General features: G+C 59.5%; 15 protein-coding genes, 1 tRNA gene and 1 rRNA gene. 9 read left to right on the plus strand and 8 right to left on the minus strand.

All coding sequences use genetic code 11. The annotated features are described in order from the left end of the window. The first annotated feature begins 4 nt into the window (after positions 1-4). Both rrf and ACI3K0_RS16320 read left to right on the plus strand, forming a co-directional pair. Positions 5-119: ribosomal RNA gene (gene rrf / locus ACI3K0_RS16315) — 5S ribosomal RNA — on the plus strand. Between the two features lie 270 nt (positions 120-389). Further along, positions 390-466: transfer RNA gene (locus ACI3K0_RS16320), tRNA-Met, on the plus strand. Positions 467-770: 304 nt separating this feature from the next. Here ACI3K0_RS16320 and ACI3K0_RS16325 read toward each other — a convergent pair. The 7 genes from ACI3K0_RS16325 to ACI3K0_RS16355 all read right to left on the minus strand — a co-directional run bounded on the left by ACI3K0_RS16325 (position 771) and on the right by ACI3K0_RS16355 (position 12688). Beyond that, the gene (locus ACI3K0_RS16325) at positions 771-1958 is read right to left on the minus strand and encodes a Wadjet anti-phage system protein JetD domain-containing protein (protein ID WP_404945651.1); all 1188 of its coding nucleotides are present in this window, start codon (positions 1956-1958) and stop codon (positions 771-773) included. Then, a complete protein-coding gene (locus ACI3K0_RS16330; RefSeq protein WP_404945652.1) occupies positions 1955-5419 on the minus strand; it encodes an SbcC/MukB-like Walker B domain-containing protein in 3465 nt (1154 codons plus the stop codon). Before ACI3K0_RS16330 ends, ACI3K0_RS16325 begins: the two co-directional genes overlap by 4 nt. Continuing rightward, positions 5416-6057: a DUF4194 domain-containing protein gene (locus tag ACI3K0_RS16335; protein ID WP_404945653.1), complete on the minus strand. Its 642-nt coding sequence runs from the start codon at positions 6055-6057 to the stop codon at positions 5416-5418. Before ACI3K0_RS16335 ends, ACI3K0_RS16330 begins: the two co-directional genes overlap by 4 nt. Before the next feature lies 1 nt (position 6058). Beyond that, positions 6059-7570: a Wadjet anti-phage system protein JetA family protein gene (locus tag ACI3K0_RS16340; protein ID WP_206823837.1), complete on the minus strand. Its 1512-nt coding sequence runs from the start codon at positions 7568-7570 to the stop codon at positions 6059-6061. Positions 7571-8123: 553 nt separating this feature from the next. Continuing rightward, the gene (locus ACI3K0_RS16345; protein WP_404945654.1) at positions 8124-8870 is read right to left on the minus strand and encodes an IclR family transcriptional regulator; all 747 of its coding nucleotides are present in this window, start codon (positions 8868-8870) and stop codon (positions 8124-8126) included. A gap of 126 nt (positions 8871-8996) precedes the next feature. Next, the gene (locus tag ACI3K0_RS16350) at positions 8997-10637 is read right to left on the minus strand and encodes a hydantoinase B/oxoprolinase family protein (protein WP_206823835.1); all 1641 of its coding nucleotides are present in this window, start codon (positions 10635-10637) and stop codon (positions 8997-8999) included. Then, entirely contained in the window at positions 10637-12688 is a 2052-nt protein-coding gene (locus ACI3K0_RS16355; protein ID WP_404945655.1) for a hydantoinase/oxoprolinase family protein, read from the minus strand. The genes ACI3K0_RS16350 and ACI3K0_RS16355 overlap by 1 nt, the downstream gene beginning before the upstream one ends. A gap of 452 nt (positions 12689-13140) precedes the next feature. Between ACI3K0_RS16355 and ACI3K0_RS16360 the strand changes: the two genes are divergently transcribed. The 5 genes from ACI3K0_RS16360 (at position 13141) to ACI3K0_RS16380 (ending at position 19755) form a co-directional block, all read left to right on the plus strand. After that, positions 13141-14670 carry an ABC transporter substrate-binding protein gene (locus tag ACI3K0_RS16360; RefSeq protein WP_404945656.1) on the plus strand — a complete coding sequence of 510 codons (1530 nt, stop codon included), beginning with the start codon at positions 13141-13143 and terminating at the stop codon, positions 14668-14670. 120 nt (positions 14671-14790) lie between these two features. After that, positions 14791-15738, plus strand: a complete 948-nt coding sequence (locus tag ACI3K0_RS16365) for an ABC transporter permease (RefSeq protein ID WP_404945657.1) — start codon at positions 14791-14793, stop codon at positions 15736-15738. Beyond that, a complete protein-coding gene (locus ACI3K0_RS16370) occupies positions 15735-16568 on the plus strand; it encodes an ABC transporter permease (RefSeq protein ID WP_404945658.1) in 834 nt (277 codons plus the stop codon). Before ACI3K0_RS16365 ends, ACI3K0_RS16370 begins: the two co-directional genes overlap by 4 nt. Next, positions 16568-18400, plus strand: a complete 1833-nt coding sequence (locus ACI3K0_RS16375; RefSeq protein WP_404945659.1) for a dipeptide ABC transporter ATP-binding protein — start codon at positions 16568-16570, stop codon at positions 18398-18400. Before ACI3K0_RS16370 ends, ACI3K0_RS16375 begins: the two co-directional genes overlap by 1 nt. A 32-nt stretch (positions 18401-18432) precedes the next feature. Beyond that, positions 18433-19755, plus strand: coding sequence for an NAD(P)/FAD-dependent oxidoreductase (locus ACI3K0_RS16380; RefSeq protein WP_404945834.1), 1323 nt, complete (start codon positions 18433-18435; stop codon positions 19753-19755). A 124-nt stretch (positions 19756-19879) separates the two neighbouring features. On the opposite strand, the gene ACI3K0_RS16385 is transcribed toward ACI3K0_RS16380, so the two are convergent. Beyond that, on the minus strand, positions 19880-20884 hold the full coding sequence (locus ACI3K0_RS16385) for a 1-aminocyclopropane-1-carboxylate deaminase/D-cysteine desulfhydrase (protein WP_404945660.1): 1005 nt from the start codon (positions 20882-20884) through the stop codon (positions 19880-19882). 173 nt (positions 20885-21057) lie between these two features. Here ACI3K0_RS16385 and ACI3K0_RS16390 point away from each other — a divergent pair, with 173 nt between their 5' ends. Both ACI3K0_RS16390 and ACI3K0_RS16395 read left to right on the plus strand, forming a co-directional pair. Beyond that, positions 21058-22902: a dipeptide ABC transporter ATP-binding protein gene (locus ACI3K0_RS16390; protein ID WP_404945661.1), complete on the plus strand. Its 1845-nt coding sequence runs from the start codon at positions 21058-21060 to the stop codon at positions 22900-22902. Between the two features lie 24 nt (positions 22903-22926). Further along, entirely contained in the window at positions 22927-23628 is a 702-nt protein-coding gene (locus ACI3K0_RS16395; RefSeq protein WP_404945662.1) for an SDR family NAD(P)-dependent oxidoreductase, read from the plus strand. The last annotated feature ends 41 nt before the right edge of the window (positions 23629-23669 follow it).

The raw sequence follows: 23669 nt of genomic DNA on the forward strand, positions 1-23669 counted from the left end.
ATGACCTGGTGGTCATGGCGGGGCGGCCGCACCCGTTCCCATTCCGAACACGGCCGTGAAACGCCCCTGCGCCAATGGTACTCCGTCTCAAGACGTGGGAGAGTAGGTCGCTGCCAGGTCTTTTAAAGGCAATGCACGCACAAGCGTGAAACAATCTTCTCACACACGAAACCTATGGCCCCTGGCCAAACTCCAAGGGCCGCCCAAAAGCGGCCTTTCGGCGTTTAATGGCAAAAGCAGAACATATGAAATGCAAGGATCACGCACAGGACTTAGCCGGTGCGTCCCTTACAGGAGACAAAACCAAATGGGTTTTGCTCCGGCAATAAGCATAAACCGAATTGCGGTTTATGCAGTCGCGACAAATCCGATCTCGGATTTGCGCTTGGCGCGGGGTGGAGCAGCCCGGTAGCTCGTCAGGCTCATAACCTGAAGGCCGCAGGTTCAAATCCTGCCCCCGCAACCAATCAAAAATGCCGCCCTCAAGGCGGCTTTTTTGTTTTGGTAAACGGGTCGAGGATTTAACGCCTAATCAGGGGCACACAAAGACCCGTAGCCGACGATGCAGCCCGGTAGCTCGTCAGGCTCATAACCTGAAGGCCGCAGGTTCAAATCCTGCCCCCGCAACCACTGAGACTTGTGGCATCTTCCAGTCAGCTTCGGCTTAGGGTTCTGCATCATCATCGTCCGCTTCAAGGCTTTCCATGTTGATGAGAATATCCTGTTGCCGAAATAGACCGCGAAGTTAGCGCCATGTGTCAAACGGCCCCTTAGCCCGGCAAACAAGGTGATAGGCTTTCCTGCTCGAGAACCAGCCCGGTTTCCCTCAGCGCGTGCCATAGATGTTCAATTGCACTGCCGGAGGCACCTTGCGGGGGGAGGGGGGATCTGCCGGTCGCAGCGACACCATATTGTGTAAGAATAGCAGCGTCCATCAGATGCGGCTGCAATTGCACGCCCTGCGCCTGCAATGCTTTTTCGATATGCCTGAAGATCCGCACCCCGCCTGCATCGAGATCGCCCCAGTGGTAGCAGGCGGTACCGGCTTCGCGGCAGAGACGGGTGATCTGCCGGAGATGGCTGCGGGCCGGGAAGCCGGCGGTGTAGAGGACAAGGCCTTTCTGGCTGCCATTGAATTCACGGGCATGACGAATGAAGGATGTATAGTTTTCGATCGTCAGGACATAGTCGACGGCATGGGAAAGCCTGATTGTCGCGGCCTGATCGGGAGGAAAACCGTAATAGGACAGCGGCGGGAGTAGTACGCCGTCGATTGCGACTGGTCCGCTGAGCTGAAGTGGCTGCGGCATTCGCGAAACGCCGAATGTGGCCAGAGCCTCGTCTGTGTTGAGGCTTTCGGGTGTTCGCTGGCCGGGATAGAGGCGAGAATGGATGGCGACCACACTTGCGGCCAGATGGTCGAGCGCCTTGCTGCCGGTATTGACGGAACGGCAAAAGCTGCGGAAATCGATTGCGACAGCGGCCGGGTCGCTTGCCCGTTCCTGTAAACCGCGAGCAAGCAGCAACACATCCTTCAGGTTCGCCGTATCATTCGGCATGATCCCGAATTTCCGGACATTACGTGACCAGGCCGCGCCGATTTCGTCGAGCACCTCCCGCGCCGTTTCGGGCAGGTTCGGAAGCTCGTAGAAATCGGTCAGCAGGGTATGGACCTGATGGTGGGAAGGCACCCGGCCAAGATGACGATAGAGGACGTCTACATCGACAAGCCTGATCCGCAGGGCCATGTCGGCGGAAGCTCTTGCATTCTCCAGTTTCACCGCCCCCAGCTTCTCGGCCTTGCGGAGTGTCTCGATGAAACGATCACGCGCCTCCACGCTCGAAAAGGCTGCTTCGTTTGCATAACCGAAGAGAGCTGCCACACCCGGCTTTGCCTCATACCGGTCGAGCAGATTTGCGAGAAGCTTGCCGGCATCCCCGAAGCTTATGTGTTTCATGTGCCCGTATCCAGGCCGGCAGGAAGTTCCGAGCTGCTGGCCTTTATTCGGTCAGCCAGCTGGGCGTCGGTCATGTATTGTGGATTTCCGGCACGCATAAGGTCCTGCGCATAGGTCTTGATCCGGATGAACTCGGTCGTTGCCGCATTGCCGTGACGAAAGACGTCGGCAATACTGTCCATGTTTTCATAAACGACGGCACGTTTTTCCGATGGTGCCGCAATCACGACCTGCAGGCCGATATCGCTGTAAAAGCCGAGCAGGGTGCGCTGGTTTGGACCGTCCATCTTGCTGAATGCTTCATCAAAAACCGCAAGTCCAAGCCCGAAATCTGCCCGTTCGGTGTGTCGGCCTGCGCTATGGTAGATGCTTGCCAGTGCCGCACCAATGATGACGTAATAGGGCACCTGGCGCTCTGCGCCGCTTGCCGTACCCTTGCGGCGTTCGTAGCTGGTTTGCAGACCCGTCTCGATGTTGCGTGTCGTCAGGTCGAACGAATAATAGTTCCGGTAATCTTGGTAGATGGTGAAATCCAGCGTCTCGTCGTTCAACAGCCTTTCGACCTCCGCCAGGGCCTGTGCATGTTGCTGGTCGCGCGGCGCTTCATGGCTGAACAGGGATTCGAAGACGCTCTCGTCATCCTGGCTTGCCTGTGCTAGCTGATAAAGGCCCGATAGTTCAGGCTTCGGACGGGCATTCAGCGTATAGATCTCGTGGTTGAAGGGGCGGGATTTCAGCGCCCGGGCAAGCGTGTCGAGTTCGCCGGCCAGCTTGTTGAAGCGGTTGTTGAGTTCTTGCACGAAAGCTGTTCGCAGAAGGCGGCTGATCTGGCTTGCTGCTTCATCCGCCTGCTGCCTGTAGCGGATCAGCTCGTTTGCCTCCAGCATTGCGGTATTGGTTTCGATCCAGGCCCTGATCTCGGTCGAGATGGTCGCAGGTCCGATCAACGGCGCGGTGTTATCGAAGTTCAGCCGATAATGTGTAAGAGCATCGCGCAGCTCTCCTTCGCAGGCGCGAGCTTCTTCCTTTGTGTCTTCCGCGCGTTTCCTCATATCCGTTATGACGTTGGCAAGGATTTTGGGGCGCTGGGCAATATATGTTTCGCGAAGTGCGGCGAGTTGGGCGCGATTTCGAATTCTCTGGCGAAAGAGGTCGCGGCGCATTGAAAAATGGGCCCGTGATCCAAGCTGGTTTCCAACACCACCGAGCGTAAGGCGTATTTCTGTCAGACCGGCCGTGAGCTGGCCGCGTTTTACCAGGCATTCACTTCTGTCGTCCCGGACGTTTTGCAATCTCTGCTTTATCTGTTCAAGAGCAGCCCTGAGGGCCGGATCTATGCTCGACACGACCCGATCGATCTGTTGCTGCAGATCTGCACGTTTTTCATCAAGCTGGTTGATTTCAGAAGCGAGGCTTTCCAATTGGTCGGCAGCCTCGACCGGTTGCATCAAGGCCTCCAGCCGCCTTGCCAGGTCGTCATAGAACTTCTCGTTCTGAACATGATTGTCGATCAGCCCGCGCTGCTCCTGGACCTGCCTTGCAAGATCCTCCTGCATCAGCGGCGCTGCAGCACGGCCGATCTTCAGGCCGCCCTGAGCATGCAGGACTTCCACGACCATATCATTGTTATAGGTGCCGTCCTTCATGATGGCACGGCCGCCGTCCATGAGCTCTGACTGGGTATGGGCAAGGCGCACTTTTCCAATACGGAAATCGATAAAGGCGGCTGCAAGCGGATCGTCGCTCTTCATGACGCCTGCAAGCGAGCCGGGTTGTGCTTCCAGTGTCCTTGTTGCAAGACGTCGCGTGTTGATGACGCGGCAGCCGCGGAAACCGTTTCTGTCGGCCCGCAGGATTTCGACAGCGCGCGCGGCATGTTCCGGATCGATGATGATGGCTTCGCGGTCGCGGGCAAGCAATGCCTCCGCGGCATAACGCCAGTTTTCGTCGATGATTTCGGTGACTTGGCACAGGGCGCGTGGACGCATGCCCTCTCTTTGCAAGGCGCTGATAAGTCTCGCCGTCGCCGCCTCCAGCGGCACCTGGCCCGAGCGTGCGTCCTGCAATCGGTCCTGTAACCCTTTCAGCTCTGTCTCGAGGTTCTTGCGCCAGGTGATTGCCTCGTCGCGCCGCTCCAGCAACTTGGTCTGGCTCGAACCCGCCTGCACTCTGGCGGCTTCGATCAGATGCTCCATTTCTGTCGGGTTACGCGGCCATGCGGGCGGACTGTGATCTCCGGTTTTCAGGCGAATGGTGTCGAGTGTCTCGAATAACCGCCCGAGTTTCAGGGGCGCCAGCTTTTCGCGATAGTCGAGAAGGGATACCGCGCGTATCGTATCCACAAACCGTTGTTGCAGCCGGGTCGCCGTGGCAGACCGGGCCTGTTCCTTCAACCTGAGTCCTGCGGTTAGCAAGGATTTCTGCGAGGTCACGTCCTGTGCGGCGATTTGCGCCTGAAGGATTTCCTCGTCTTCGACAAGCAGTTTGTGTTCGTCATCAAGGCGGGTGATTTCCGACCTCACGTGTTCAAGCTCGACAGTCATCCGGCGGAGTGTGCGAAGTTTTGCAACAAATGCCGCACCGGATTCGATGAGTCCCGCCAGCCTTTCGACACCACGGGCAATATCTTCCTGTTCGAGCAGGACCACATATTCACCAACCAGCTTCTGCATGATGCGCAACGCTTCAAGGCGTCGCTCTAGTTCGTGGATGTCCTTCTGGATATCGCGGTATCGCTGGATCGATTCCCGCAATTCACCGATGTCGATGTCATCCTTTTCCAGTAGGAAACGTCGCACGAAATCCTCAACCGACCGCATCTCCTCGAAAGACAGGGCGGTTATGAAAGCGCGGATGAAACGCTCCGGATCGCCGTGCCGGCGGCCGGTAAAAAGAAGGCGCATATATTCGCGGATGAAATTGCGCGCGACGTCCGGTCTGAGAAGCGTGGTTCCCTGTTCCGCGCAGGCCTGTTCAAGCCTTGAGCGGACAAGTGGCCAAGATGCCGATCGTTGTTGCCCGTCGGGCAAATCCTCGATCAGCATATCGGTGTGAACACGGACTCCCTGGGCGACATAACGGCCGACGACCTGGGCATCCTCGGTGGCCGATGCCTCGATGCAAAGCCCTATGCTTACGGGTTTGCGCAGGCCATCGGGATCATCGAAGACGAGCGCTATATGGGTGACGGATTGCTCGCGAAGGACGTGGTGTTCATTCAGCTGTCCCAGGCAGTAACCGCGTAAGGTCCGTTCCGATCGGCTGCTGCCGGTTTCGCCAGCAGAGCGGTTGAAACGATAGTAGCGGGTGGAGCCCCCGGCCATGACGGCCTGAATAAGGTCGATCAGCGTCGATTTTCCCGACGTGTTCTGGCCGAGGATTGCACTATTGCCGGAAATATCGAGGTCTTCTCTGTGGAAGAGGTGCCATTGCACCAGCGAGATACGGCTGAGCTGCATCATTCGGCGGCATCCTTGTCTTCCTCGGAAAGTTCTTCGTCATTGTCCTGAAAATCCGGACCAGACAGGAGTTGTTCGACGCCAGTCAGGTGCTGCGTGCCACTCACCGTGTCGACGAGAGCCCGGATAATGAGGGGCATGTCATGCGCTTCGTCATCAAATTCGCCGAGCCTGACGATCGCCCGTCTTTCGAGGGATTGTACGAGATTTCTGAATTCGGTTATTCCCAGCGCAGGCCTGCGGCTGCCGCCCACCATGTCCTGATAGGCGTCGTAAGCCTCGTTGAGCGTTGTCAGCATGTTTCCGTATTTTCCGAGATCGCCTTCGCCCCAAAGCCGGCGCATGAGGAGAAGAACCAGCGTCTCGTCAATTCGCATCCGCGGGCCGGTGATGACTTCCGTATCGGGAAGAATGCCGGCCCAGCCTTCTATGTCGCGCACCACGAGGCGATAACCCGCGACTTCGAAATAGCTTGCCACGAGTTTTTCAATGTCCGGCCGCAGGAGCGTCTCCATCATGCCGGGCGCGCCGCGGTCGTCGAGATGAAAGAACTGATGGCGCAGCAAGTGATTGATCACATGGGTGACGCGCTCCAGACGTTTCGAGTCGCGTTCACCCAGATTACGGAATTCGATGAGCATCTCAGTTTTCCCGGTATGTATTGGAGCGGGTGCGGGCAACGCTGAAGTCCGCGCATTGCAGCCAGTCATTGTCGACGATTGCATCCGCCACCGGTGTGAGAATGAACCGGGTAGCAAGGAGATTGGCCAATGGATTGTCGCTCGGCTTTTCCGGCGCATTCGAATGGGCGATCAAACGTAGTGCCTCGAAAGCCAGGAAATCGTCGATCGTGTCGAGCCGGAAGCGGCTGGCCCGGGTTTCACCAATCGCGGATACGCGACTTTCGAGGAAATGCATGACCTGTTCGGGTCTGACGGCCAGCCTTTGCATATAAATACGTTCGAGATGTTTTCTCAGTTCCCAGACTGGATCGACCGGCGGAAGCGCCAGTACGTCGCTGACAATCGGCTGGCGCGTATTACGCGGGCGGGCGAGAAGAAAAGGCGAGAGAGGCGGCAGGCGAGGCTCAATCATGCCCGGTATCGTGGCCTCTGCCCTGCCTGCGGCAATCAGTTTATCGAGCCTGAGCAGGACCGAGCTGCTGCGAAGAAGAGAGCCGCCGCTACGGCGTCCGGCATATCGCACGGTATTGCGCAATCGGGTCTCAAGTCTTGCCCGATGCTGCTGAATGGCTTCGAAAGCATCTTCTATCTGGTCGAAGACGTTGCGGATACGCTGCAGGTCGTCGTGAACCAGTTCGCGGGCACTGGCAATCTCGGTTGAAAGACGCGCTTCCAGATAGGCATCCGCGATCGCTCCGATATCCGCGATGTTATCCTCAAGCGTGTTGAGTGCCTCGATAATTCTGTAACGATAGCGGTATGGATGAGAGGTTGTCGTTATTGCGGCATAGTCCTGCAGCAGAACCCGCTCGACGAAATCTTCGAAATAGTGCTTGAGGCGGTCGCTGATGTTTTCGCTGGCAACGACCTGTTTGTCGATTTCGCGCAGGGCCGACAGGACGCTGCGCATGTATCGTCCGAAAGAGGCGGCATCGCGTGCGGCCTTGTGCAGACCCAGCGCATTTTCACGGGCGTTCAGTTGCAGATGGTCGAGGTTGGTTTTTACCTGCACCACCAGGCCGCCGAGCTGTTCCGAAACGCCGGCAGTCAAGCCACTCAGGAATTCCGCAAGGCGCATTGCACCGGGTGGCATATCGACGGTGATCTTCAAACCATAGTGGATCGGCTCAAGCCAGCCGGTTGCTATAAGGCGGTAATAGATATGCCGAGCTCGCATCATAGCGTCGCTGCTGGCGATCGAATCGGCTTTCTCGTTGCGGCGCCGCCGGATCCGGCGGCCTCTTCCCGTTGCAAGCTGATCCAGCACGATAGGTCTTTCGTCATCTCTCCACAGGTGAGGCTGTTCCGCCAATCGATCGTAGATCAGCGTGAGCAAGTCGTTCTGACTGGGGAAATACAGGTCGGCCTGATAAAAACGCTCGTAAATTTTGGCGATGACGTTCTCATAGATATGTCTGTTGGAGCCGGAAAACACCGTGAATATGTCGGCGTGCAATTTTCCAAACAGCATCGGCACTTCTTTCGCCTATGGTCGATCTACTGCCATTTCGCAGGCGCGCGTATCCGGTCGTCGAGCCGCTTGGATGCAGATCGTGACACACGACACGCCTCGATCAGCGTTAAACTGAGTGCCAGAAATATTGACGCGTAAACATGCGGAAAATCAATTTATGGTTGATTAATTTTGCCTGGTCATCGCGGGCGTGTGGTGTGGTAGCTATGCCACCAATACGGATCGGCTTTTATCTGAGACCGTCAAGGCAACCGCTTCCCTTGATCCGGGCAGAGGATGGACGCAATTCCCTGATGTTCTGGTACGCGCAACGGCGCTTGAAACGTCTGTAAAATCGCTTCCTGACACCGGAATACCCGTTATCAGAGTAATTTATGTACCGTTGTAAAACTCGCATGGAGCTGCCAGACGCTGGGTGGCTTACCGGCGGAAAAATCACGCAGATAAAGCAACTCTCGGAGTGCCTCGGTCAATTCGCTCATGGTTGAAGGCTCGACGGCGTAATGTGTCCGCCGGAGGCTTATCGGCAGCTGGTTTTCCCGCGGGCCGGTTAGTTCAGATGTCTTTGCAGGCTTCCCATCAGCGCTTTAAGATCGGCAATACCTGTGTCGTTCGGCAAAAGAAGCGAGATCGCTGCCTGGCTGTTGAAGGTGTTTGCCTTTTCGGCGGGGAAGGCGATCGTCTTGATCTCGCCGCCGCCGCCATGTTTTCTCGTGCCGAAGACGTAACCTTCCGTCTTCAGCATGGTGATTTCCTGCATGACGGTCTCTGCGTCGACGCCCCATTGGCCGTAGCGCTCTGTGTTGATCTCGATGATCCGGTCGCGGGCAGCTTCCTCCATCTGCGCCAGGACGCAGACGCCGCCCAGCCCGACGCCCAGCGGCAGACGCCCGCCGACGCCTTCAAACAGGGCCTGCATGGGAAGGGTGCCCAGCGCAAAATCCAGACAGACGGAATCCAGCCCCGAGCGCACCATCAGATAGCTCGACAGTCCCGTCTCTGCGCTGATGCTGATCAGCGCCGGGCGATAGAAGTTCACCATGTCGTTGATGCTGTGCGACTTGTTGGCCAGTGCATAGATGCCGGGGCCCAGTCGATAGGCTCCGCGTCGTCCGGATTGCTCGACAAGACCGAACTGGCCGAGTGCGACAAGCGCCCGGTGGACGGCGGATTTGGCATCGTCCAGCTGTGTAGCGAGGTCGGAAAGCGTCAGCCCCGGCGGATTTGCATCACCGAGCGCCATGAGGATCTCGGCCGCGCGCATGACGTTGCTCGACGATTTTTTTTCAACGCTCAATCAACGTCCTCCAAAGGCAATGTATCGGCCTGCACGGTCTTCGACAGTGCAGGCCGATACAGGTTCAAGCTGTGAAACGTTTCCACCCGGCTTGTCAATTCCGGGTGGAATGCAACCGGAACGAGGTCAGTTGTAAAGCGATGCTGCTTCGCCGGCCGTCAACCGTCCTTCACGCACGTCGCGCTCGACCTCGGTCTTTTGGCGGCCGGTCGGTGCTCCGTAACCGCCGGCTCCGGGGGTTACGATTTCCAGGAGATCGCCGGCCTTGAGGTCGACAGAACCATCGACGAAAACGTCGCGGTTGCCGTTCAGCGAGAAGTAACCGCGGGCACCTTCGAGCCCGCCATCGATGCCCCAGGGGGCCGAGATCAGGCGCGAGCCCATGACCTGAACGCGGCAATCAGCCTCGGCCCGATAGACACGGCGAAGGCCCATGCCGCCGCGGAACGTGCCGGCGCCGCCGGATCCATCCACCAGTTCATAACGAAGAAGCGTGATCGGGTATTCGTTCTCGAGCGCTTCGACGGGCAGGTTGGAGGTGTTGGTCATGTGCACATGCACGCCGTCCAGACCATCCTTGTTCCAGCGCGCGCCGGAACCGCCGCCGATGGTTTCCAGATAGACCCAGAGGCTCTTGTCGGGGCGCGTGCCGTTGAAGCTGGCGACGCCGACGGAGCCGTTGGAGGCGGCGGTGACGCGATGCGGAATGACCTGGGCGAAGGCGCCGTGGACCAGATCGACGACACGCTGGCAGGCGGTGATGCGGCCATCCACGGCTGCCGGGTGGCCGCAACGCAGGAGGCTGCCTTCTTCCGCCGTCACATGGATCGGGCGGGCAAGGCCGGCATTCGGCAGGATTGTCGGATCGACGATCGATTTGACCGCGTAATAGACGGTTGCCAGAAGTGCGGTATAGACGACGTTGAGGCCGGCGCGGACCTGTGGCGGGCTGACGAAATCGAGGTGAACCTCATCTCCCCTGACTTCGATCGTGACGCCGAATTCCAGTTCGCCGACAAGCGATTCGCTGTCGAAACGGTCCTTGAAGGAATAGGTGCCGTCGGGGATGGAGGCGATGCCGAGGCGCATCTTGCGCTCCGCATAGTTCATCAGTTCGGCGCCTGCGGCCAGAACCGTGTCGAGACCGTATTTCTCGCAGAGTTCGTTGAGACGGGTAATGCCGAGGCGGTTTGCCGCCATCTGGGCGCGAAGGTCGGAAACGCGCTCATGCGGTACCTGGCAGTTGAGCAGGAAGAGGCGCTGGATATCTTCCTGCAACACGCCTTCCCTGTAGAGGCGGACCGGCGGAATACGCAGACCTTCCTGATAGATATGGGCGTGGCCGCGATCGGCGAAGTCGGAATGGTGGGCGGTGTTGATGGCCCAGGCCACGAGCCGGCTCTCAACGAAGATCGGCGACGCCATGACGATATCGGGCAGGTGGGTGCCGCCGCCCTCATAGGCATCGTTGCCGATGAAGATGTCACCGGGCTTGATGTTTTCCAGACCCGGCGTCTTCATCAGATAAGGGATGAAGCCGATGAAGCTGCCGAGATGCATGGGGATATGTTCGGCCTGGCAGAGCATCGCGCCATTGGCATCGAAGAGCGCCGTCGAGCAGTCGCGGCGTTCCTTGATATTGGTGGAATAGCTGGCGCGGACGAGCGCCTCGCCCATTTCCTCGACGGTCGAAGCAAAAGCGCTGGCAATCACTTCAACGGTAATCGGGTTGATGGCCGTGGTTTGTTCCTGATTGACGTTCAGCATCACTTCGCCTCAAGCATGAGATTGAGATAGGCATCGACGGTCGCGGTCGTATCCATCGGCACAACGGTGGTGGTATCCATCTGGTCGATGATCGCTGGACCATGGACGACATTGCCGGCCTTCAGCCTAGCGCGATCGTAAAGCGTCGCAGTGACGAAACCGCCGGCTTCCATCATCCAGACTTCGCGCGAACCGGTAATCGCCGCAGACGAATCCGGGCCTTCGATTTCGGCCGGCTGGAATTGCGCCTTTTCAACAAGCCCGCTGGCGGCAAGACGGAAGGTCACCATCTGCACCGGCTCACCTTCGGCGATGAAGCCGTAGAGCTGGCGATGGGCGTTGAGGAAGGCTTCTTCGATCGCTGCAAAGGTTGCGGCCGTGACCGTCCCTGCCTGTACCGGGACCGAGATTTCGTAGTTTTGGCCGGCGTAACGGACATCGACCGTGCGAGAGATCTGCTGCGCCTGCGGGGCAATGCCTTCGCTATCGAACCAGGCATAGGCCTTGGCTTCGAGGGCTGCATAGATTTCGCCGATGCCATCAGCGCTTGCCTCGTCGAGGCGAGTCAGCTGGGTGGAAGAGAAATCGGCGCGCAGATCGGTCATCAGCAGGCCGAGCGCGCAAAGGACGCCGGGGGTGCGGGGAATGAGGATGCGCTTCATGCCGAGTTCCTTGGCAAGGCGCGCGGCGTGAACCGGGCCTGCGCCGCCGAAAGCGACCATCGTGTATTCGCGCGGATCGTGGCCGCGCTGCACGCTGATGACGCGGATGGCTTTTGCCATATTGGCGGCGACGATATCGAGAATGCCGTTTGCCGTTTCCAGAACGCCCATGCCGAGCTTGTCGGCCAGCGTCTGAATGGCCGCGCGCGAAAGTTCCTGATCGATCTTCATGCGACCGTTCAGCAGATATTTCGGGTTCTGCGTCTGCAGAAGCACGTTGGCGTCCGTCACCGTCGGTTCCGGGTTTCCGAGGCCGTAGCAGGAGGGGCCGGGATTGGCGCCGGCACTGCGCGGGCCGACCTTGAGGAAACCGCCATTATCGACATAGGCGATTGAACCGCCGCCGGCGCCGACCGTGTGGATGTCGAGCATCGGCGCCTTGATCGGATAACCATGCACGACGGATTCGTTGACGACCTGGCATTTGCCGCCGGTCAGCAAAGCGACGTCGCTCGAGGTGCCGCCCATGTCGAAGGTGATGAGGTTTTCGATACCCGTCATGCGGCCGATCGCCTGTGCGGCGACGACGCCGGTGCTCGGGCCGGAAAGTACGGTGCGGACCGGCAGATCGGCTGCCGCATCAAAACCGATGACGCCGCCGTTGGACTGGGTCAGCTGCGGGGCAACCGAAATGCCGAGGTTCTTCAGCTTGCCGCTGAGCGCATTGACGTAACCCTTCATCACCGGGCCGAGATAGGCATTGACAACCGTGGTCGACAGGCGCTCGAACTCGCGGAATTCCGGAGCGATTTTGTGCGACAGGGCGGAGAACGCTTCCGGAAATTCTTCTTCCAGAATGCGGCCGGCGATCGCTTCGTGTTCGGAATTCAAAAAGCTGTAGAGGAAGCAGACGGCGACCGACTTGACGCCGGCCTTTTTCAGTTCGCGGACGGCGGCGCGGAACTCTTCCTCGTCGAGCGAGGTCTCGGTTTCGCCGTTCGACAGGACGCGTTCCTTGACGCCGATGCGCAGGTCGCGGCTGACCAGCGTATCGGGCTTGTCGGCCTGGATGTCATAGAGGTCAGGGCGCTTCTGGCGGCCGATTTCGAGAAGGTCACGGAAACCGTCGGTCGTGATCAGGCCCGTCTCGACGCCGCGGCCCTGAATGAGCGCGTTGGTGGCGACCGTCGTGCCGTGACCGAGGAAGGCAACCTCGGCGGCCGTGGATCCGACTTCGCGGATACCTTCCTCCACGCCTTGCGTGATACCGCGGGAGGGATCGTCGGGAGTGGACGAGACTTTCCAGATTTTCACCTCACCGGTGTTCTCTTCAAACAGACATACATCGGTAAACGTACCGCCGGAATCCACGCCAATGCGCCAGACCATGAAGTTCCCCTTCTTGTTTTGAGGCCGTTTGCCCCGAGGTGGCTTCATGTAAGAACCAGAAATGAAAATCGTCAAGCTCAATTCCAATAAATGGATCGTGTATTATTTTATGGGCCGATTATCGGAATAACGTGGTGATTTTTGATGATTGCCAGTCATAAGAAGACGTATTTATTCCTATAATCGGACTAATGATAATTATTTGGCCCTTTTATTGGAATTGAGCTTGACGATTTTCATTTCTGGTCCTTAGCTTGAACCAACGGAAACCATCGGCCGCAAGCCTTTCGGATTTCCTTTAAGCCGCCGCTTCGTCATCGGGTGGAATGGATGATTAAGGGAGCGCGGCAAGACAGGTTGATGCTTGATAGCAAGGCATCCGCGAAAGCATGAAGACATGCGCGCCGTGCCTTGAAGCCAGAAACAGACAGATCATAAAAGAGGGAACTGCTATGATTGTTAATCGCCGAGATCTCCTCAAATATCTCGCCATCTCCAGCGCCGCCGCAGCACTTCCCGGTCAGCTTTTTGCTGCTCCGGCAGCCAAGACCCTGCGGGTCGGCCTTTCCACCTATCCGTCGCATTTCCGCCCGTGGATCAATGTCGGTTATGCGGGCCAGCTCGTATCCGCGCTGATCAACCGCAATCTCGTCACCTATGACGCGAAGGGGCAGCTGGTTGGCGAACTTGCGGAAAGCTGGAAGCGTGAGAACGACCTCACCTGGGCATTCGTGCTCAAGGACGTGAAGTTTTCCAACGGCCAGCCGGTCACCTCGGCCGACGTGAAGTGGACGCTGGAAAAGATCGCGGCTGAAGGCTCGGGCGCCTATATGCGCGATCCGGTGACCCAGATCGCCTCGGTCGAGATTGTCGACGACCGCAATTTCAAGCTCGTCACCAAGGCGCCGGACGTGACCATTCCCTCGATCATGGCCTATCCCTTCCTCGCCATTATTGCGGCCGGCTCCGCCGACGCACAGGAACAGGGCATCGGTGCTGGACCCTTCACAATCGTTTCCGCCGAAAAGGGCGTTGGCATTTCGCTCACTGCCTCAGACCATTATTTCAAGGAAGGCCTGCCGTCGTTCAAGGATGTTCAGATCACCCCTTATGCGGACGAGAACCTGCGCGTTGCGGCACTCACCGCCGGCGATGTCGACCTGATCGACTACGTGCCGTGGAGCGCGATGGACACGATCGAGAAGGATGCCAATCTCAAGCTCGATGCGATGGCTTCCGGCGCGTTCATGTATCTGAGCTTCAACGGTTCGGGCGTGTTCAAGGACCCGAAGCTGCGCCAGGCCGTTGCCTTCGGCATTCGCCGCGAGGAAATCGTCAACACCGTGTTTTATGGCCGCGGCGCTCCGCTTGCCGGCGTTCCGCGCCCGTCGGTCTCGCCTTACTACAACAAGGAACTGGCCAATTACTGGTCTTATGACCCGGCAAAGGCAAAGGCCCTGCTGAAGGAGGCCGGTCACGAGAACGGTCTTGAGGTCTCGCTTCTGGCCACTTCGCAATACACGATGCATTCCGGCATCGCCGTGCTGGTCCAGTCGCATCTGGCCGAAATCGGCATCAAGGTGAACCTGACCATGCCTGACTGGGCAACTCGTGTAACGATGGGCAATCGCGGCATCGGTGATTTCGCGGTCCAGGGCATCGGTATCGATACGCTCGATCCGGATGCGGCAGCAACCGTCATCGATCCGTCCCTGACCCAGACATTTCTACGAAGCCGCAACTTTGAGGTTCCGGGCCTGACCGACCTGTTGCAGCGTGGCCGCCAGGAGGGCGACGAAGCCAAGCGCATCGCGCTTTATGCCGAAGTCGACAAGCTCGTCTGCGATAATACCAGCTTCTGCGGCCTCGCCTATCGCGCCACGGGTTTTGCCCGCAACAGGACTGTCGGCAATCTCGAACTGCTGCCGGACCAGATGTCGCCCTTCTCGGCAACGCTGTTCGACAAGCTGGCGCTTGCCTGACACCATCTCCCCCAGCGCTTCCGCTTGCGTTTTGACGCAGGTGGAAGCGGAAATGGTATTGGTTGCCGCGTCGCATGACTGCGGCGGCCTGTGCCGTGACGAAAAGAGAATAGGGGCTTCATGTTCTGGTTTCTGAGACGCGGGTTTGCCAGTCTGATCATGTTATGGGTGATCGTGACGCTGGTCTTCATGTCCATCCACTTCGTACCCGGTGACCCCGTCGAGCTGCTTCTGTCACAGGACGGCGGTTCGGCCGATCCGGCCACCGTGCAGATGATCCGCGAGGATCTCGGGCTGAACCGCCCGATCGTCGAGCAGTATGTGGAGAAGCTGAAGGGCCTTGCCTCCTTCGATCTCGGGCGCTCCATGGTCGACGACAGTTCCGTCTCGGCGGAGATCGCGCGCCGGCTGCCGCGCACGCTGGAGCTGATCGGGCTTGCGGCGCTGATCAGCCTCGTCATCGGAATTCCGGCCGGCATCTATGCCGCGCTTCACACCGGCAGATCGTTCGATCGCGCGGCATCCTATGTCGCGGGTTTCGCCCAGGGCATTCCAGTTTTCGTGCTCGGTACGCTTCTCATCCTAGTCTTCTCGCAGATGCTGAAGCTGACGCCGGCAGGCGGTTTCGTCGCGTTTTCGCAGGCACCGGGAAAACACATGATGCTTCTTCTGATGCCGTCGCTTTCGATCGGTATCGGGCTTGCCGCGATCGTCTTCCGCATCACCCGCGCCTCGACGCTGGAAGTCCTGCCGCTCGATTATGTGCGCACCGCGCGCGCCAAGGGATTGGGCGATCGCCGTATCGTGCTCCACCATATCCTGCGCAATGCGCTGATCCCCGTCATCACCATTTTCGCGCTGCAGATCGGCTCGCTTCTCGGCGGCACGGTGCTTGTCGAATATGTGTTCAACTGGCCGGGGCTCTCGGGAATGCTGGTCAGCGGCGTCAATGCCCGTGACTATCCGACCGTGACCGGCGTCATTCTGGTGATTTCGGCGCTTTTCATCGGCCTCAACTTCCTGGTCGACGTTCTCTACGGCCTGACTGATCCGCGGGTGCGCAAATGACCGGAACCTCCTTGAAATTCACACCACGCCAGATCCCGGCCTATCTTCTGGCTCTGTTGCTCATCGTCGGTCTTCTCGCTCCCGTTCTGCCGCTGCAGGACCCGTTGCTGATGGATACTGCGGCCCGTTTTGCCGGTCCGTCGGCCCAGCATCTGTTCGGTCAGGATGAATTTGGCCGCGACATTCTCGTGCGTCTCATCTTCGCGCTGCGAAACTCGCTGATCGTGGCCTTTGCCGCAGCCATTCTGGCGGGTGTCATCGGCACGGCGCTTGGCGTTCTGGCCGGTTATTCGCGCGGGCTGACCGAAATGCTGGCAATGCGGTTCATCGATATCGTGCTCTGCTTTCCGCCGCTGCTGCTCGCGATGCTGGCCGTGACGCTTTACGGGCCGGGACCGGTGACGCTCATTCCCGTGCTGGCGATCGTCTTCGTGCCGAGCTTCACCCGTGTTGCCCATGCCAGCGTGCTTTCCGTTCGCTCGCAGGATTATGTCGAGGCCGTGCGCAGCATGGGGGCAAGCAATGCTCGGGTTATGTTTTCCACCATCCTGCCGAATGTCGCTGGTCCGCTGATCGTCCAGTTTTCTTTCACGGTCGCGGTGACGGTGGTGCTGGAATCCGGCCTGTCGTTCCTCGGGCTTGGCGTGCTGCCTCCGGCTCCGTCGCTCGGGCTGATGATCGGCACCGGGCGCGCCACGCTGGCGCAGGCGCCGATGCTGCTTGTCTGGCCCTGTGCGGCGCTGACGGCGATGATCCTCATTCTCAATGCCTTTTGCGACGACCTGCGTGACAGGCTCGATCCGAAATCCAGCAAGATCAGGGGGCAGTGATGTCGATAGCCGAAACCACAACAAAGCCCGGCCTGTCGATTTCCGGTCTGAACATATCCTTTCGCAACAAGGACGGATGGACCTCGGTCGTGCGCAATCTCGGCTTCGATATCGCACCGGGCGAGACCGTCGCGATCGTCGGTGAATCCGGTTCGGGCAAGAGCGTCACTGCACTGTCCGTGCTCGGCCTGTTGCCGCAGCAGTCGACTCGGATCGAAGGTTCGATCCGGCTGGGAGACAAGGAGCTTCTCTCCCTTTCGCCGAAAGACCTGAAGGCGCTGCGCGGCAACGAGATCGCGATGATCTTTCAGGAGCCGATGACCTCGCTCAACCCGACAATGTGCATCGGCGAGCAGATTGCGGAATCCATCATCGCCCATCGCGGTATCTCGAAGGCTGAGGCCAAAGTCGAGGCGATCCGGCTGATGGAAAAGGTGCATATCCCGTCTGCGGCACGGCGTTACGGTGAATATCCGCACCAGTTTTCCGGCGGCATGCGCCAGCGCGTGATGATCGCCATCGCGCTTGCCTGCAAGCCGGCACTGTTGATCGCCGACGAGCCGACAACCGCACTCGACGTGACAATCCAGGCGCAGGTGCTGAACCTGATCAAGGAGCTGCAGGAAGAAGAGGGCATGGCCGTTCTCTTCATCACCCACGACATGGGGGTTGTTGCCGAAGTCGCCGACCGCATGGTGGTGATGTATCGCGGCGACGTGGTGGAAGAGGGCACGACGACCGAGATCTTCGCCAATGCCCGGCATCCCTATACCAAGGCGCTGCTTTCCGCCGTGCCGCAGCTGGGATCGATGAGCGGCTCAAGCGATCCGCAGCCTTTTGCCATTTACGATATCAACACTGGCCTTGCGACCGATGCTGCTGTGCTGAAATCCACCGTCGATACGTCGGAAATCCTGCTCGACGTGAAGGACCTGTCGGTTCGTTTTCCGGTGCAGCAGACGATCTTCGGCAAGGTCACCGCGCGTGTCCATGCGGTCGAGAATGTCAGCCTGACGCTTGCACGCGGAGAAACGCTGGCGATCGTCGGCGAATCCGGTAGCGGCAAATCCACGACTGGCAAGCTGATCACCGGCCTGCTGCATCCGACAGCGGGCAAGGTGGAGATCTGCGGCAAGCAGATGCGCAGCGACACGCGGCAATCGCTCAGCCGTTCGGTGCAGATGATCTTTCAGGATCCTTTCGCCAGCCTCAACCCGCGCCTGACGGTCGGTCGGGCGATCACCGAGCCGCTGCGCATCCACAAGCTGGCGACCGAAAAGGAGCAGGACGAGATTGCCGCCTCGCTACTGACGCGTGTCGGCCTGTCTCCCGATATCGCCAAGCGTTATCCGCATGAATTTTCCGGTGGTCAGCGGCAGCGCATCTGCGTCGCCCGCACGCTGGCGCTGAAGCCGAGCGTGATCATCGCCGACGAGGCGGTGTCCGCGCTCGACGTTTCGGTGAAGGCGCAGGTGGTCAACCTGCTTCTGGAACTGCAGCAGGAGATGCAGCTCGGCTTCATCTTCATCAGCCACGACATGGCCGTGGTCGAGCGGATCAGCCACCGGGTGGCGGTGATGTATCTGGGAGAAATCGTCGAGATCGGACCACGGGCGGCGATCTTTTCCAATCCGGTTCATCCCTATACGCGCCGTCTCATCGAAGCCGTGCCGATTCCCGATCCGTCGCGTCGCCGCGATCGCCACAAGATTGCCGACAGCGAGATCCGCAGTCCGGTGCGTCCCGGCGATTATGTGCCGCCTGCGCGCACCTATCGCGAAGTGTCGCCGGGCCATCTGGTGCAGGACGCCGGCCCGGAATGGGCGGCTTGAATTTTTTGAAATCGACCATCGAGGCAAAGGCCATGTCACTTTCCATTCCCGTTTCCCCTTTTCAAGGCGATGCCGAACTGCCGGCACATGCCGATGTCGTCGTCATCGGCGGCGGTATCATCGGCATCAACACGGCACTGACGCTGGCGGAGCGCGGGGTTTCAGTCGCGGTGGTGGAGAAGGGCGTGATCGGCGGCGAACAGTCTGCACGTAACTGGGGCTGGACACGCCAGATGGGCCGCGACCCGGCGGAAATTCCGCTGACCATGGCAAGCCTCAGATTGTGGTCGCAGATGAACGAGCGCACCGGTGAGGAAACCGGCTGGCGGCGTACCGGCATTACCTATCTCTGCTACAACAAGCGCGACATGGATATCTGGGGCGGTTGGTATGAAAAGGGCAAGGCCTACGGGCTGAACTCCGAAATGCTGACCGGCCCGCAAACAGAAGCGCTGCTGCCGGGATCATCCGGCGGGCTGATCGGCGGTCTTCATACGCCGAGCGATGGACGGGCTGAGCCGGCATTGGCGACGGTTGTCATGGCGAATGCGGCGAGACGCGCCGGCGCTCACATCCTGACGCAATGTGCTGCGCGTGGCGTCGAACGTTCGGCCGGCCGGATCTCCGCCGTCGTGACGGAACGTGGCCGGATCACCTGCTCGTCGGTGGTGCTGGCGGGCGGTGTCTGGTCGCGGCTGTTTGCTGGCAATATGGGCATCGATTTTCCGCAGCTGAAGGTGATGGGCACGGTCGCCCGCGTGACCGGCATTGAAGGCATTTCCGACATGCCGGTCGGTGCCGGTGATTTCGCCTACAGAAAGCGTCTGGATGGCGACTATTCGGTGGCGCTGCGCAACGCCAATATCGCCAATATCGTGCCGGACAGTTTGCGGCTGTTCTTCGAATATATGCCGTCCTTCGTCCAGACCTGGCGGGAGCTGAAGCTCCGTGTCGGGAAATCCTTCGTCGACGAACTGATGATGCCGAGACGCTGGGCGCTGGATGAAAAGACGGCCTTCGAGACGATCCGTACGCTCGATCCGCTGCCGACAAAATCCTTCAACCGCACGGCGCTCGCCAATCTGGCGCGCGCCTATCCTGCCTTTGCCAAGGCGCGTGTCGTCAACGAATGGGCAGGCATGATGGATGTGACGCCGGATGCCGTTCCCGTCATCAGCGACGTGCCGTCGACGCCGGGCTTCTTCATCGCCTCCGGTTTTTCCGGCCACGGGTTTGGGATCGGGCCGGGTGCCGGCCATCTGATGGCCGATATCGTCATGGGTGGCGATACGCTGGTCGACCCTGCGCCTTTCCACATTTCGAGACTTCGGCCGAAGCTGGCGATTGCCGCTTAATCAGCAGGCGATCCTATCCTTCCCTATGGGCAAAAAAAGACCTCCCATATGCGTTCGGGCAATATGGGAGGTTAGTTGGGGAGGGGTGTCCGGCTTTCAAAATTCGTTTCGCCGGGACAAATCCTTAGCCAGCGAGGTCGCTGGTCAGCAGGCCGGCATAGGGGAAGAGGGCAGGGGAGCCGCCGCAATGGATAAAGAGGACGGAGCTGCCCTTCTCGATGCTGCCCTTCTCGACGCAACCGATGATGCCGGCAAAAGCCTTGCCGGTGTAGACGGGATCGAGAAGCATGCCTTCGCGATTGCCGGCAAGCTTGATCGCGGCATTGCCTGCATCCGACGGAATGGAATAACCGGGGCCGATATAGTCGTTCTCGATGCGGATATCGTCGGCGATCCAGCGCTTTTCGAGGTCGAGAAGTTCCGCGCCGGCATTGGCCATCACGGCGATACGTTCGCTGAACGGAACGGCGCTGCCGGTGACGGCAATGCCGACGACTTCCGTTTCCGGCCAATAGAGCGAGCAGCCGATATGCAGGCCGGCAAGTGTGCCGCCGGAACCGACCGGGGCAACGAGATAACGCGGGGCGGGCGTGCCAGCGGCTGCATATTGTTCGGAGAGTTCCTTGACCGCGTTGACGTAACCCATGGCGCCGAGTGCGCTCGCGCCGCCGAGCGGGATGATATAGGCCTTCTCGCCGCGTGCCTCGGCCTCAGCAGCATGATGGGCCATGCGCGGGTTGATCTCGGTGAAATAGGCATCGGGATCGAGGAAGTCGATCTCGGCGCCGAAGAGATGGTCGAGCAGGAGATTGCCCTGATAGAGATCCGGGCGATTGCCGCGCAGGACGAGGATGGGCTTCATGCCGTATTTGCGGGCCGCAGCAGCCGTCATGCGGGCGTGGTTGGACTGGTGGCCGCCGGTGGTGATGAGCACCTTGACACCCTGGGCGACGGCATCGGCCATCAGGTATTCGAGCTTGCGCACCTTGTTGCCCCCACCGCCGAAGCCGGTGAAATCGTCCCGCTTGACCGAAAGCGTAATTCCAAGCTCGGCGCTCAGGCGTTCCATCTTCTCGATCGGCGTCGGCAGATAGCCAAGGGAGAGCCTGGGGATCGCTTCGAGTTTCATGCAGATTTCCTCTTGAATCACGGGATGCGGCAGGTCGGATGCGACCAGCAATGATCAATGGATATATAATATATCCTATATCGATGCTGGCAAGATGCTTTCATTTGTGGCATGCAATATAAAGAGGCAAATTATTGCCACGGACCCCAGTTTTAGAGAAAAAGGACCCGTCCATGAGCGCACCTGTGATGACCGTGTCGGGCTTGAAAACCTCTTTCCGCCGCAAGGGCGTCTGGCTTCCCGTCGTGCGTGACGTGTCCTTCGATATTCATGCGGGCGAGACACTGGCGCTGGTAGGCGAGTCCGGTTCCGGCAAGAGCGTTACCGCGATGTCGATCATGCGGCTTTATGCGCCCGAGACCTGCCGGATCGAAGGTTCCGTGAAGCTTGAAGGACAGGAACTGACGACGCTGCCTGAGCGAAGGATGCGCGACGTGCGCGGCGACCGGATCGCGATGATCTTTCAGGAGCCGATGACGAGCCTCAATCCGTCGCTGACGATCGGCGACCAGATTTCCGAGGTGCTGGTTGCGCATCGCGGCCTATCGCTGACGGACGCGATGAAAGAGACGCGCGGCCTGCTGGACAAGGTGCGCATTCCTTCCGCCGCCAAACGTCTCGAAGAATATCCGCACCAGATGTCCGGCGGCATGCGCCAGCGTATCATGATCGCCATGGCGCTTGCCTGCCGCCCGAAACTGCTGATCGCTGATGAGCCGACGACGGCGCTCGACGTGACGATCCAGGCGCAGATCCTCGAACTGATCAAGCTGTTGCAGGAAGAAGAGGGCATGGCCGTTCTCTTCATCACCCATGACATGGGCGTGGTTGCCGAAATCGCCAACCGGACGCTTGTCATGTACAAGGGCGAAGCGATCGAGCGCGGCCAGACCGAGCAGATTTTTGCCGAGCCGCAGCGGGGATATACCAAGGCGCTTCTCTCCGCCGTGCCGAAGCTCGGCTCGATGCAGGGCGAGGCAGGCCCCGCCCGTTTCCCGCTCGTGGATGTCGAGACGGGCGTGCCTGTTGCGATGCCACAGGTCAAGGACACCGTGTCTGCCGAGCCGGTGCCGCTTTTGCAGGTGCGTGATCTGGTGACGCGTTTTGATATCGGCAGCGGGTTTCTCGGCTCCACATCCGGCCGCGTCCACGCGGTCGAGAACGTTTCCTTCGATCTCAAGGCCGGGGAAACGCTGGCTCTGGTGGGGGAATCCGGTTGTGGAAAATCGACGACCGGACGGACGATCATCCGTTTGCAGGATGCGACGTCCGGTTCGGTTAAGCTTGACGGCGAGGAGATACTCGGCCTGACGGGTGAGGACATGCGCGCCATGCGCCGCCATATCCAGATGATTTTCCAGGACCCGTTTGCCAGCCTCAATCCGCGCATCCAGGTCGGCGATGCGGTGGCCGAACCACTGCTGGCTCACAAGATCGCATCCGGCAAAAGCGATGCCCGCGACCGGGTGGCGAATCTGATGGTGAAGGTCGGCTTGCAGCCAGATATGGCAAGCCGTTTTCCGCACGAGTTTTCCGGTGGCCAGCGGCAGCGCCTATGCATTGCCCGCGCGCTTGCCATGGCGCCGCAGATCATCGTCGCGGACGAGGCTGTTTCCGCTCTCGACGTGTCGATCAAGGCGCAGGTGATCAACCTGATGCTCGACCTGCAGGAAAGCATGGGGCTTTCCTACCTGTTCATTTCCCATGACATGGCGGTGGTGGAGCGGATGAGCCATCGGGTTGCCGTCATGTATCTCGGCGAGATCGTCGAGATCGGTCCACGGCAGGCGATTTTCGAAAACCCGCAGCATCCCTATACCAAGCGGCTCCTAACTGCGGTTCCGATTCCGGACCCGGCACGTCGCGGCATTCGCCGGGGCTTGAGCAACGAAGAGATCAAGAGCCCGATCCGACCGCTCTCCTATGTTCCGCCGAAGCGGGATTATGTGGAGGTCTCGCCAGGGCACCTGGTGCAGTCCTGGGGTGATGAGTGGGGCAATGCCGCTGCCGCGGCGTGAGGTGAATTGGCGGGGAATGGAAGAATGACAGTGTCGAACCGGGTGGCAATGATCAGCGGCGCATCGCGCGGTATCGGCGCTTCGATTGCGGAAAAGCTGCTTTCCGAAGGATGGTCCGTGAGCCTTGGGGTCAGAAACCCGGAGGCTTCGGTATTCAATGAGAATGCGAACGCGCTTGTCTGCCGCTTCGATGCGCTCGATCCTGAAAGCGAACGGTCATGGATGGAAGAGACGATTGCCCGTTTCGGCCGGCTGGATGGGCTCGTGCACAATGCCGGGATCATGACGCCGAAGACCGTGCTGGAAGCTGAAGACGCCGATTTCGACCTGATCTTCAATGTCAACGTGAAGTCGCCGATGCGTCTCAGTCAGCTGGCCTGGCCGCATCTTGAAAAGGCCCCGAACGGGCGGATCGTGACGCTCGCCTCGCTTTCGGGCAAGCGGGTGAAATCCGCAGGTTCCGGGCTTTATGCGATGTCGAAATTTGCGGCTGTGGCGCTGGGGCATGGGCTGCGCCAGTGCGGCAAGGATAACGGCGTTCGTTCGACGATCATCTGCCCGAGTTTCGTTGCCACCGACATGGGCAATGCGCTGGCGACCCGCGACAGTGCCGAGCTGACCCAGCCGGAAGATATCGCCAATATCGTTCACATGGTTCTTGAGCTGCCGAAGACAGCGAGCATTGCCGAGATCCCGGTGCATTACAGTGTCGAAGACTGCTATTGATCAGCCGGATGGTCGGGCAAGCTGCGAAACGGCTCGCCCGA

It is taken from the genome of Rhizobium sp. ZW T2_16 (assembly GCF_044987325.1).
GTDB lineage: Bacteria > Pseudomonadota > Alphaproteobacteria > Rhizobiales > Rhizobiaceae > Neorhizobium > Neorhizobium cellulosilyticum.